Annotated in this window: 10 protein-coding genes; 9 read left to right on the plus strand and 1 reads right to left on the minus strand. The window is 72.3% G+C overall.

The window, feature by feature from the left end; translation table 11 throughout:
• Positions 1-10 precede the first annotated feature (10 nt).
• Genes cobN through cobJ form a run of 5 tightly spaced genes read left to right on the plus strand, consistent with a single transcriptional unit; the run spans position 11 to position 6,945 of the window.
• A complete protein-coding gene (cobN, locus tag BM140_RS07475) occupies positions 11-3,469 on the plus strand; it encodes a cobaltochelatase subunit CobN (protein ID WP_091943604.1) in 3,459 nt (1,152 codons plus the stop codon).
• Entirely contained in the window at positions 3,466-4,752 is a 1,287-nt protein-coding gene (gene cobG, locus BM140_RS07480; protein ID WP_091943607.1) for a precorrin-3B synthase, read from the plus strand. The genes cobN and cobG overlap by 4 nt, the downstream gene beginning before the upstream one ends.
• On the plus strand, positions 4,749-5,381 hold the full coding sequence (locus BM140_RS07485; protein ID WP_091943609.1) for a precorrin-8X methylmutase: 633 nt from the start codon (positions 4,749-4,751) through the stop codon (positions 5,379-5,381). Before cobG ends, BM140_RS07485 begins: the two co-directional genes overlap by 4 nt.
• On the plus strand, positions 5,381-6,175 hold the full coding sequence (locus tag BM140_RS07490; RefSeq protein WP_091943610.1) for a precorrin-2 C(20)-methyltransferase: 795 nt from the start codon (positions 5,381-5,383) through the stop codon (positions 6,173-6,175). Before BM140_RS07485 ends, BM140_RS07490 begins: the two co-directional genes overlap by 1 nt.
• Positions 6,172-6,945 (plus strand): precorrin-3B C(17)-methyltransferase, encoded by a 774-nt coding sequence (gene cobJ / locus BM140_RS07495; protein WP_091943612.1) that lies wholly within the window; start codon positions 6,172-6,174, stop codon positions 6,943-6,945. The genes BM140_RS07490 and cobJ overlap by 4 nt, the downstream gene beginning before the upstream one ends.
• 25 nt (positions 6,946-6,970) lie before the next feature.
• Here cobJ and BM140_RS07500 read toward each other — a convergent pair whose 3' ends face one another.
• Positions 6,971-7,501 (minus strand): hypothetical protein, encoded by a 531-nt coding sequence (locus BM140_RS07500; RefSeq protein WP_091943613.1) that lies wholly within the window; start codon positions 7,499-7,501, stop codon positions 6,971-6,973.
• 631 nt (positions 7,502-8,132) lie between these two features.
• Here BM140_RS07500 and BM140_RS07510 point away from each other — a divergent pair.
• The 4 genes from BM140_RS07510 to BM140_RS07525 all read left to right on the plus strand — a co-directional run bounded on the left by BM140_RS07510 (position 8,133) and on the right by BM140_RS07525 (position 12,493).
• Positions 8,133-9,437: a DNA-packaging protein gene (locus BM140_RS07510; protein WP_091943615.1), complete on the plus strand. Its 1,305-nt coding sequence runs from the start codon at positions 8,133-8,135 to the stop codon at positions 9,435-9,437.
• A gap of 67 nt (positions 9,438-9,504) precedes the next feature.
• Positions 9,505-10,665: a phage portal protein gene (locus BM140_RS07515; RefSeq protein WP_091943617.1), complete on the plus strand. Its 1,161-nt coding sequence runs from the start codon at positions 9,505-9,507 to the stop codon at positions 10,663-10,665.
• A gap of 56 nt (positions 10,666-10,721) precedes the next feature.
• Complete coding sequence (locus BM140_RS07520; RefSeq protein WP_091943619.1) at positions 10,722-11,192, plus strand: HK97 family phage prohead protease; 471 nt, start codon at positions 10,722-10,724, stop codon at positions 11,190-11,192.
• A 35-nt stretch (positions 11,193-11,227) separates the two neighbouring features.
• Complete coding sequence (locus BM140_RS07525) at positions 11,228-12,493, plus strand: phage major capsid protein (RefSeq protein WP_091943621.1); 1,266 nt, start codon at positions 11,228-11,230, stop codon at positions 12,491-12,493.
• Positions 12,494-12,508 lie beyond the last annotated feature (15 nt).

Here is a 12,508-nt window from a genome sequence, read left to right on the forward strand (position 1 = left end):
TGCCCGCGCCATGCACCTGATCCGCATCGATACGGTCTCCCTCGACGAGGGCGAGGCGGCGGTCGATCTCGGCCAGACCCCCGGCGAGATCGTTTTTCTGTCGTTCACCGATACGGACTTGGCGGCGATCGCGCGGGCCCACGCTTCTGACCCCGCTCTTCCGTCGCTGCGGCTCGCCAAGATGGCGCAACTGCGCCATCCGATGTCGGTCGATCTCTACGTCGATGCCGTGATCGCGCGGGCCAAGGTCTGCGTCATCCGCTGCCTCGGCGGGCTCGATTACTGGCGCTACGGCATCGAGCGGGCGAGCGCCGCCGCCCGCGCCCACGGGGTCCGCCTCGCGGTTTTGCCCGGCGACGACCGGCCCGACCCGCGGCTTGTCGCCTTCTCGACCCTGCCGCCGGAGACCTGCGCCACCCTCGACGCGTATTTCCGCGCGGGCGGGCCGGACAATCTGAAAAACCTGCTGCGCCGCCTCGGCTCGGAAGCCGGCCATGCGCTGGCGCCCGAGCCGCCCCGCGCGCTGCCGCGGGGCTTCGCGTGGTGCGCGGGCTGCGGCCCGGTCCCGGTCGAGCGGGCGGCGGAGGCGGCAGGGCCGGGGCCGCTGGCGTTGCTCCTCGTCTACCGCTCCGCCGTGCTCTCGGGCGAGACCGCCCCGGCCGTCCACCTCACGGCCGCCCTGCGGAAACGCGGGATCGGTTGCCTGACGCTCGCGGTGTCGAGCCTGAAGGACCCGGAGGCGGTCGCCGTTCTGCGCGCCGCGCTCGCCGCGCGCCGGCCCGACATCGTGCTCGCCGCCACCGCCTTCTCGGCCCGCGACGATGCCGGCTTCGTCCTCGACGCCGCCGATGTTCCTGTCCTTCAAGCCTACACCATCGGCGCGCCGCGTGACGCCTGGGCTGCCTCGGGTCGCGGCATGAACGCCTCCGACCTCGCCATGCAGGTGGCCCTGCCGGAATTCGACGGGCGGCTCTCAGGGTTCCCGGTGTCGTTCAAGGAAGAAGGAGAGGCGGTCGAGGGCTTTTCCGAGCGCCGCGCCGTGCCGGATGCGGCCGGGATCGCCGCGCTCGCCGACCGCGCCGCCGCCTGGATTTCCTTGCGCCGCACGCCGCGCGAAACACGCCGCCTCGCGATGGTGCTGTCCGATTATCCCGCCCGCGGGGGACGGGCCGGCTACGCGGTCGGCCTCGACACGCCGGAGAGCGCACGCGCCATCGCGACCGACCTCGCGGCGGCCGGGTTTACGGCGGGTGCACTGCCGGAGGCCGGGGCGCTGATGGCGGCGCTGACCGAGGGTGAGGCGGGTTTTTCAGTCTCGCTCGCCGAGTACGCAGCGTGGTTTGCAGGGCTAGCGGAGGAGCGCCAGGTGGAACTGACCGAGCGCTGGGGCGCGCCGGAAGCCGATCCGTGCTGCCGCGACGGCGCGTTCCGCTTCCGGATGGTGCGCGGGCAGCATAACCCTCCCCCCTCTGCGGGGGAGGGTGGCCCGCGAAGCGGGTCGGGAGAGGGGAGCGCCGTTTCCGGAGAATTCACTGTCGAACGCGGCCAGGCGGAACCGTGGTTCCCCTCTCCCGCCTGCTCCGCAGGCACCCTCCCCCGCGGAGGGGGGAGGGACGGGCGCTTGACTGTTTTCCTCCAACCCGACCGCGGCCGTGCCGCCGACCGCAAGGCCGGCTATCACGATCCCGACGAGCCGCCGACGCACGCCTATCTCGCGTTCTATCTCGGCCTGCGCACACACGCCGATGCGCTGATCCATCTCGGCACCCACGGCACCACCGAGTGGCTGCCCGGCAAGGCCGTGGCGCTCTCCCCCACTTGCTGGCCGGCGCTCGCGGTCGGCGCGCTGCCGGTGGTCTATCCCTTCATCGTCGACGATCCGGGCGAGGCCGCCCCGCTGAAGCGCCGGCTCGGCGGCGTGGCTTTGGGGCATCTCACCCCGACCGTCGAGGCCGCGGGACTGACGCCGGAGGCTGCGGCGCTGCGCGAACTCGTGGAAGAGTATTCTGCCGCGAGTGTGCTGGATCCGCGCCGCGCGGACCTGATCGCCCGCGCGATCCTGGACGAGGCCGCCTCCGCCGGGCTGCTTGCGGGCGCCGGGATCGCGGCCGACACGCCGATGGCCGACGCGCTGACCGCGCTCGACGCGCATCTGTGCGATCTCGGCGAGACGCCGATGCGCGACGGCCTGCACGTGTTCGGCCGCGCCCCAGACGACGCCTCCGAGGCCGTGCGGGCCTCGGCGAAAGCCGAGCGCGCGGCGCTGATCGCGGCGCTCGACGGCCGCTTCGTCGCGCCGGGCCCCGCCGGCTCGCCCTCGCGCGGGCGCGCCGACGTGCTGCCCACGGGGCGCAACCTCACCACCCTCGACCCCCGCGCCCTGCCGACGCGGGCCGCCACCATGCTCGGCACCAAGGCGGCCGACGCCGTGGTGCGCCGCTACCTGCAGGACGAGGGCGAGTATCCGGCCCGCATCGTCATGGATCTCTGGGCCTCGCCGACGCTGCGCACCGGCGGCGAGGACGTGGCCCATGCCCTGAGCCTGATGGGCGTGCGCCCGGTTTGGGACCACGCCTCGACCCGCGTCACCGGCTTCGAGGTGCTGCCGCTGGCCCTCCTCGACCGGCCGCGCATCGACGTGACCTGCCGGGTCTCCGGCGCCTTCCGCGACACCTTCCCGGAGACCCTGGCGCTGCTCGACCGCGCCGCCCGCGCGGTCGCCGCCCGCGAGGAGGAGGACGACGACGAGAACCCGCTCGCCGCCGCCCGCCGCCGGGGCGAATCCGCAGCCCGCATCTACGGCGCGGCGCCCGGCCGCTACGGCGCGGGCGCGGCCGAACAGGCGCTCGACGGCGCCTGGGAGGGGCGGGCCGATCTCGGTGCAGCGTATCTGTCCGCCACCACCCACGCCTACGGTGATGCGGAGGGCGAGGACGCGAACTTCGCCGCCCGCGTCGCGGCGGCGGACGCCTATGTCCACGCCTTCGACGTGGCCGAGCGCGATCTGCTCGACGGCGATGCCGCCGCCGACGCCATGGGCGGTTTCTTTGCAGCGGCCGCGTCAGAGGGGCGGACGCCCGCCCTCTACAGCCTCGACGTCTCGAACCCGGAGGCGCCGCGCCCCCGCACCGCCCGCGAGGACGTGGCTCGTCTCATCCGCGGCCGGCTCGGCAACCCGCGCTGGATCGCGGCGCAGCTGCGCCACGGCTATCGCGGGGCGCAGGAATTCGCTCAAGGCATCGATGCGGTGTTCGTGCTCGCCGCCGCCACCGACGCGGTGGCGAGCGCCGATCTCGACCGGCTCTACGGCGCCTGGATCGCCGACCCGGAGACCTTCGAGGCGCTCCGCGCGGCCAACCCCGAGGCGACCCGCGCCATTCTCGAACGCTTCGAGGAGATGCGCGCCCGCGGCCTCTGGCAGAGCCGCCGCAACGCCGCCCCCGCCGACGCATTGATGGCCGCCGAATGAGCGCCCGACGCACCCTGCCCGAGGGCGCCCGCCGCGGCTGGTGCCCGTCGCTGGCCCGGCCGATGCCGACCGGGGACGGCCTGCTCGCCCGCGTCCACCCGCCGCTCGGGCGCCTCACCCCCGCGCAGTTGCGGGCGGTCGCCGAAGGGGCGCGTACCTACGGCAACGGCCATGTCGACGTGACCGCCCGCGGCAACCTCCAGATCCGCGGCGTCAGCGAAGAGAGCGCCCCACGCCTCGCCTGCGCGCTGGCCGAAGCGGGCCTGGCCGACACCCGCGACGACGGCGGCCCGCAGCGCCTGACGCTCACCGCGCCGCTCGCCGGCCTCGACGAGCGTGAGGCCATCGACGTGCCGGCGCTCGCTCGTGCGGTCGAGGCGGTGGGCCTCGCCGTGCCGGGCTTGCCGCCCAAGACCCTGGTGGCGGTCGATGGCGGCGGTGCCTTCGGCCTCGGTGTCGTCGAGGCCGACTTCTTTCTCTTTGCCACGGGCCGGGCGCAGGTCGCCTTCGGGCTGGCGGGGGCGGACGGACCGCTGCGCTGCGGCCTGCTGCCGGAACGCGGCGCTGCCGGAGCGCTCGGCCTCGCGCTCGCGGCCTTCGCCGGCACCGGCAAGCGCCGGGTGCGCGATCTCGATCCCGCCGAGCGTGCCCTCGTCGCGGCCTCCGCCGGCTTCCACCCCTTCGAGCCGGCGCCGCTCGCCCCCGCGCCGGCGCCCGCCGCGCCGGGGCTCGCACCCCTGCCCGAGGGCCGCGCCGCGGTTCTGGTCCAGGCGCCGTTCGGCCGCTGCACCGCGGATCGGCTGGAGCGCGTCGCGGCGCTCGCCGGGCCGGAGGGCGCGCGCCTCAGCCCCGAGCGCGGCCTCGCCCTCGTCGCACCGAAGGGCGGCACCGCCGCATTCCAGGCGGCCCTGGGGCAAGCCGGCTTCATCGTGAGCCCCGACGATCCCCGCCGCGCAGTCTTTGCCTGCCCCGGCGCGCCGGCCTGCCGCTCCGGCACGACGCCGGTGCCGGACCACGCCGCGCGGCTCGCCGAGGCGCTGGCCCCGCTTGCCGGCCTCGTGACGGCGCATGTCTCGGGCTGTCACAAGGGCTGCGCCCATCCCGGCCCCGCCGACCTGACGCTGGTGGCCCGCGACGGCGCCTACGACGTGGTGCCCCGCGGCGAGCCCGGCGACGAGCCGGCAACGCGTCTCGCTTTCGAGGCGGCGCTGGACCGGATAAGGAAGGCCGCCGCGGCCGGTCGCCCGGCGCTGGATCTGGCTTTTCGGAACGACCCCCCATGAGTGCCCGGCACGACTATATCCGCGACGGCGGCGCGATCTACGCCCGCTCCTTCGCGATGATCCGCGCCGAATCCGACCTCGCGCGCTGGTCGGGCGCGGCGGAGCGCGTCGTCGTGCGGATGATCCACGCCTGCGGCATGACCGACCTGCCGAAGGACGTCGAGATGTCCGAAAACTTCGCGCAAGCCGGCGAGGCGGCGCTGAAGGCCGGCGCGCCGATCCTGTGCGATGTCCGCATGGTCGCCGACGGCGTCACCCGCACGCGGCTGCCGGCCAACAACCCGGTCGTCTGTACGCTCGGCGACCCGCGCGTGCCGGGGCTCGCCCAGGAACTCGGCACCACCCGCTCGGCCGCCGCGATGGAATTGTGGCGCGAGCACCTGCCCGGCAGCGTGGTCGCCGTCGGCAACGCGCCGACCGCGCTGTTTCGCCTGCTCGAATTGCTGGACGAAGGCGTCGCGCCGCCCGCAGCCGTCATCGGCATTCCGGTCGGCTTCGTCGGGGCGGCGGAATCCAAGGAAGCGCTGGCGCGCGATGGCCGCGTGCCCTTCGTGGTGGTCCATGGCCGCCGCGGCGGCAGCGCCATGACGGCGGCGGCGATCAACGCGCTCGCGAACGAGGTCGAGTGATGGAGGGCAGCGTGCGCATCGACGCCCCGGCCGAGACCGACGGCGCGGGGGAGGACCCTGTGCGCCAGACCACCGGCACGCTCTTCGGCGTCGGCATGGGGCCGGGCGATCCCGATTATCTCACCGTGAAGGCGATGCGCGTGCTGGAGCGGGCGCCGGTGCTCGTCCACTTCTGCAAGCAGGGCAAGCGCGGCAATGCCCGCACCATCGCCGACGCGGTGATGCGCGACCCCACCCGCGAGTTTCCGCTGGCCTACCCCTACACCACCGAGCTTCCCCCCGATCACCCGGACTATGTCGCCGCGCTCGCGGGTTTCTACGACGAGGCCTCCGACCGGCTCGCCGAGCATCTGGATGCGGGCCGCGACGTGGCGATCCTGTCGGAAGGTGATCCCTTCTTCTACGGCTCGTTCATGCATCTGTGGCGGCGGCTGAAGGACCGCTTCCCCGTCGAGGTGATCCCCGGCGTCACCGGCATGTCGGGCTGCTGGACGCGCGCCGGCACCCCGATCACCTGGGGCGACGACGTGCTCACCATCCTGCCCGCGACCCTGCCGCGGGCCGCGCTCGTCGAGCGCCTGAAGGGCACCGACGCCGCCGTCATCATGAAGCTCGGGCGCCATCTGCCGAAGGTGCGCGGCGTGCTCGCCGAGACCGGCTTCCTCGACCGCGCGGTCTATGTCGAGCGCGGCACCATGGCGGGCGAGCGGGTGATCCCGCTGGCCCAGAAACCCGACGATTCCGCCCCCTATTTCTCGATGGTGCTGGTGCCCGGGGAAGGCCGCCGACCGTGACTCGGGCAAATTCTGAGGGCAGCGTCACGGTCGTCGGCCTCGGCCCCGGCGATCCGCGCCTGCTGACCGAATCCGCCCGCGCCGCGCTGGACGCCGCGCAGGACCTGATCGGCTATCACCCCTACGTCGCCCGCGTGGCCGAGCGCGAAGGGTTGATCCGCCATTCCACCGACAACCGGGTCGAACTCGACCGCGCCCGCCACGCCCTCGAACTCGCGGTCTCGGGTCGTCACGTCGCGGTGGTGTCGGGGGGCGATCCCGGCGTCTTCGCCATGGCGGCGGCGCTGTTCGAGGCCGTCGAGCACGGTCCGCGGGCGTGGCGCGCCCTCGACATCCGGGTCGAACCCGGCATCACCGCGATGCTCGCCGCCGCCGCCCGGCTGGGGGCGCCGCTCGGGGGTGATTTCTGCGCGCTCTCGCTCTCGGACAACCTGAAACCCTGGGAGGTCGTGACCGCCCGGCTCGAGGCGGTGTTCCGCGCCGGCTTCGCGGTCGCCCTCTACAATCCGATTTCGTCCGCGCGGCCGTGGCAGCTCGGGCGCGCCCTGGCGCTCGCCGCCGAGATCCTGCCCGCCACGACGCCGGTGATCTTCGCCCGCGCCGTGACCCGGCCCGACGAATCGGTCCGCGTCCTGACACTGGCGGAAGCCCGCACCGCGCCTGCCGACATGGCGACGATGATCCTGATCGGCACCGCGACGACGCGGCTGATCGAGCGCGAAGGGCAGGTGCCGTTCGTCTACACGCCGCGGAGCGTGGCCGGGCGCTGATCGCCCGGCCGGACGAGCCGCTTTCTCAGTTCGAGCGGCAGTTCCACGTCGTCGTACGGTTGTTACCGTTGACCACGACGTTGCTCGTGCAATTCTGATTGCGCGGCGTGCTGGAGAAGGCCGAGCCGGACGAGAAGGTGGGCGCCGAGGTCGTCGCGGGGACCGTGGCCGGAACGGTGGCAGGGACGGTCGCGGCGAAGCCGCTCGGCTTGCGCTCGGTCGCGGCCTGCCACGCCAGATCGCGGGCGCGCCGGTCGCGCTCGGATTGCAGTTCCCGGGCCCGGCGATCCGCCGCCATCTGCGCCTGGAACTGGAGGTTCCGCTGTTCCTGCACGATCTCGCGCTGCTGCGACACGCCCATCATGCAGTCGGCGAAAGCATCGGTGCCGGGCGCGTAGCCGAAATCGGAGCAGCGGCCGCGATCCATCGCCAGTTGCTCCTTCGGACTGATGCAGGCCGACAGCGTCAGCGCACAGCCGCCGAGGACGACACATCTTACCGCGCGTGCCAGCATCACGCCGTTCCGGCCGGTCGTCGCATGACTGATGTTCTTCATGGAGGCCCCCTGTTTGTTACTGGAGGCTTCCTAGATCGACCGCGTTAACGCCGGCCGAAGGCGCGGATGACCGAGCCGGTTGTTCAGTGGATTTGCCGGATCGTCGCAAAATTTGTCTGACGAAATGCCGTCGAGTCCTGCGCTCCGCGCTCATCTTTTGGCCGGAACGGTCCCGGCGACAGGCGATCGCGGCCTTCGACCTAGCAAAGCGCCTGTCCGGCATATTTGCCTGTCATAGGAATTTTAGCGTTGACAGCGCGACGCTCCTGAGCTAGAGATATCCCACGCTCAAGAAGTGTGGATGGAGACACCGCGATGTCGCGAAGCTCCGAACCTCGAACCGAGCCGCCTGCGAGCCCCATGCCACGTCCGCCGAGGAAGCGACCGGCCCCGACTGCCAAGCGGCTTCGGGCGAAGTTTCTCGCCCATGTGGAGCGCCAGATCGACCGCTTCGACGTCGCCCTCGAGGCCGAGGTGACGCCGAGCGGGTTCGACTCGGCCAAGGTGCTGCGGGATCTGCGCGGGCTCAAAAGTCTGCTCGACGAACTGCGGATGGAAGAGGGGGCCGGTCATGGAGCGGGCGGCCCTCCCCTCGACCTTATGGCGATCCGTGCAGACATCGCGCGACGCTATGCTGCTTTCGCAGCAGAACGACGAGACAACGGCGTTCCTGGCCAACCTCCCGCCGAAATACCTCCAGGCGCTTGATACCGACTGGCTCCACGGTGCCCGGTGCGACCAGCTTCCCCCGCCGGGCGATTGGACCACCTGGGCCGTCATCGGCGGGCGCGGCTCCGGAAAGACCCGCACCGGTGCCGAGTGGGTGAGGGGGCTGGCCCACGGCGATCCGGTCTTCACCGACGCGGCCGTGGGGCGCATCGCGCTCATCGGCGAGACCTTTGCCGACGTGCGCGACGTGATGATCGAGGGGCCGTCGGGCCTGCTCGGCCTGCCCTCGCTCGGCCATGTTCCGCCCGCGTGGCAGCCGTCGCGGCGGCGGCTGGTGTTCGACAACGGTGCGGTGGCGCTGGCCTTCTCGGCCGAAGAACCGGATTCCCTGCGCGGGCCTCAGTTCGGCGCGGCGTGGTCCGACGAGATCGCCAAGTGGCGCGAGGCGGAAGCCGCCTATGACATGATTCAGTTCGGGCTGCGGCTCGGAAAACGCCCCCGCGGTCTCGTCACCACGACGCCGCGGCCGGTGCCGCTCATCCGGCGGTTGCTGTCCGATCCGCGCACGGTGGTCACGCGTTCGCGCACCGCCGACAATGCCGAGAACCTCGCGCCGGTCTTTCTGCAGGAGGTGGTCGGCCGCTACGCCGGCACCCGGCTCGGGCGGCAGGAACTCGACGGCGAACTGATCGAGGATCGGCCGGACGCGCTCTGGACCCGCGAGGGGATCGAGCGCGCCCGCGTCGGCGCAGCGCCCGTGCTGCAACGGATCGCGGTCGCGGTCGATCCGCCGGCCTCCTCGCGGGCCGGAGCCGATGCCTGCGGGATCGTCGCGGCCGGTCTGGCCGCCGACGGCACCGCCTACGTGCTGGCCGACGCGACCTTGGAGCGGGCGAGCCCCGCGGCCTGGGCGCGGGCGGCCCTCGCGCTCTATCACCGGTTGGAGGCCGACGCCCTCGTGGCGGAGGTCAATCAGGGCGGCGAGATGGTCACCGCCGTCTTGGCCGAGGCGGACGCCAATGTTCCGGTATTGCCGGTCCGAGCGACGCGCGGAAAGATGATCCGGGCCGAGCCGGTCTCGCTGCTCTACGCGCAGGGCCGCGTCCGCCATGTCGGGCCGCTGCCCGCGCTCGAAGACGAGATGTGCGATTTCGGTCCCGGCGGCCTGTCCGGCGGCGGATCGCCGGATCGGCTCGATGCGCTGGTCTGGGCAATCACGCACCTGATGCTGGCGCCGTCGTTCGAGCCGCGGGTTCGCCGCCTCTGAAATGAGGCCGTGAAACCGGCCGCCATGGTTAATTTCACGTGAAACATTCGCTGCCCGGAGAGTCCCGATGGCTGGCCTGATCGCACGCCTCGCCCGCGCCGCCGGCTACGCGCCGGCCCAGAAGGCGGCACCTTTGCTCGCCCTTTATGGCGAGGGGCGCCCGGTCTGGACATCGCGGGATCACGGGGCGCTCGCCCGAGAGGGCTTTCAGCGCAACGCCGTGGTTCATCGCGCGGTGCGGCTGGTGGCGGAGGCGGCCTCCTCTCTGCCGCTCACGCTCGCGGGGGCCGACGATGCGCATCCGCTGATGTCCCTGCTCGCCCGACCCAACCCGCGCGAGGGCGGCGCCGGCTTTCTCGACCGCGTCTACGGACATCTGCTCGTCTCGGGGAACGCCTATCTCGAAGCCGTCGCCCTCGACGGCGTGCCGCGCGAACTCTTCTGCCTGCGCCCCGATCGGATGCGCGTGATCGCCGGTGCCGATGGCTGGCCGGTGGCCTACGCGTACAACGTCGGCGGGCGAACTGTGCGCTACGATCAGGACGGCGCGGTGCCACCGATCCTGCACCTTACCCTGTTCAACCCGCTCGACGACCATTACGGCCTCTCGCCGATGGAGGCGGCCGCCGTGCCGCTCGACATCCACAACGCGGCGGGCGCCTGGAACAAGGCGCTGCTCGACAACGCCGCGCGCCCCTCCGGTGCCCTGGTCTTCGCGCCTTCGACGGGCGCTTCGCTCAGCGACACGCAGTTCACCCGGCTCAAGGCGGAACTGGAGACGAGCTACCAGGGCGCGGGCAATGCCGGGCGGCCACTGCTGTTGGACGGCGGACTCGATTGGCGCCCGCTCTCGCTTTCGCCGAAGGAGATGGACTTCGTCGAGGCCAAGGCGGCGGCGGCCCGCGAGATCGCGCTGGCCTTCGGCGTGCCGCCGCTGCTGCTGGGGCTCCCCGGCGACAACACCCACGCGAACTACGCGGAAGCCAATCGCGCCTTCTACCGCCAGACGGTGATCCCGCTGGTGCGCCGCACCGCCGATTCCATCGCCCGCTGGCTTGAGCCGTCGCTCGGCCCGGCCCGGTTGGAGCCCGACCTCGACGGCATCGAGGCGCTGGCGACCGAGCGGGAATCGCTCTGGCGCCGGGTGCAGGGAGCGGATTTCCTGTCGGCCGCCGAGAAACGCGAAGCGGTCGGCTACCCGGCACAAGTCCCGGGGTCCGGGGCCTGAGGCCCCGGCGGGATTCGGGCAGAGCCCGTACTGTCCCCTTTGTCTGAGGTCCTTCGATGGATGGCCATTTCACCGGCTACGCCAGCCTGTTCGGCGTGCCCGATCTCGGTCGCGACACCGTCGCGCCGGGGGCGTTTGCCGCGAGTCTCGCTCGGCGCGGTCCGGGCGGGGTGCGGATGCTCTGGCAGCACGATCCGGCCGAGCCGATTGGCACCTGGCTCTCGCTGCAGGAGGATGCCCGCGGCCTTCGGGTCACGGGCCGCCTCAACCTCGCGGTCCAGCGCGCCCGCGAACTCGACGCGCTGATGCGCGAACGCGCCCTCGACGGTCTGTCGATCGGCTTCCGCGCCGTGCGCGCCGTGCCGGAGCGCGGCGGGCGGCGGCTCGTCACTGTCGATTTGTGGGAGGTCTCGCTCGTGACCTTCCCGCTCCAGCCGGGCGCGCGGATCGCGCACGCCGCGCAGCCGCGCCTCACCCGACCGCTGCCGCGCCTGCGCCCCTTCGGGCCCATGCGCGCCTGCGCCTGACACCCCCCTTCACATTTCACTCAAAGAGGATTGCCATGACCGAGACCCGTTTCGAGACCAAGGCGCCCGCGGGCTACCCTGAGAACAAGGCCGTGCCGATGGGCCACGATGGGCTCGTCGAGGAGTTCTCCCGCGCCTTCGAGGCGTTCAAGGAGACCAACGATGCGCGGCTGGCCGAGATCGAGGATCGGCTGAGCGTCGATGTGGTGACCGAGGAAAAGCTTGCCCGCATCGACGCGGCCCTGGATCACGCCAAGAACCGCCTCGACCGGATCAGCCTCGATCGCGCCCGCCCGCCGCTCGGCGGTGCGGAGCCGGCGCGCGATGCCTCGGCCACCGAGCACAAGGCGGCCTTCGATCTCTATGTCCGGGCCGGCGAGAGCGGCGGCCTCAAGCGCCTGGAGGAGAAGGCGCTGTCGGCGGGCTCGGGCCCGGACGGCGGCTATCTCGTGCCGCCGATCATCGAGCGCGAGGTGTTGCGGCGGCTGGCCGAGATCTCGCCGATCCGCTCCATCGCCACCGTGCGCGTCGTCTCGGGCGGCCAGTACAAGCGCGCCGTGAGCGTCAACGGCCTCGCCTCCGGCTGGGTCGCCGAGACCGCGCCGCGACCGCAGACCGATGCGCCGAGCCTGTCCGAACTGAGCTTCCCGGCGATGGAACTCTACGCCATGCCGGCGGCGACCCAGACGCTGCTCGATGATGCCGTGCTCGATATCGATGCGTGGCTCGCCGAGGAGGTCGAGACGGCGTTCGCCGAGCAGGAGAGCGTCGCCTTCGTCACCGGCAACGGCGTCGCCCGGCCCAAGGGCTTTCTCACCTACGACACGGTGGCGAACGCGTCCTGGGTGCCGGGCAAGCTCGGCTTCGTCGCGACCGGGGCGGCGGGCGCCTTCCCAGCCTCGAACCCGACCGACATCCTGTTCGATCTGATCTACGCGCTCCGCGCCGGTTACCGGCAGGGCGCGAACTTCGTGATGAACCGCCGGGTCCAGAGCGCGATCCGCAAGTTCAAGGATGGGGACGGCAACTATCTCTGGCAGCCGCCGCTGGCCGCCGACCGGGCCGCGACCCTGATGGGCTTTCCCGTGGTCGAGGCCGAGGCGATGCCCGACATCACCGCGGGCAGCCTGTCGATCGCCTTCGGCGATTTCCGCCGCGGCTATCTCGTGGTGGACCGCGTGGGCCTGCGCACCCTGCGCGACCCGTATTCGGCCAAGCCCTACGTGCTGTTCTACACCACGAAGCGCGTCGGCGGCGGCGTGCAGGACTTCGATGCGATCAAGCTCTTGAAGTTCAGCTGACCGTGAAACGACAAG

This window comes from Methylorubrum salsuginis (genome assembly GCF_900114375.1).
Taxonomy (GTDB): domain Bacteria; phylum Pseudomonadota; class Alphaproteobacteria; order Rhizobiales; family Beijerinckiaceae; genus Methylobacterium; species Methylobacterium salsuginis.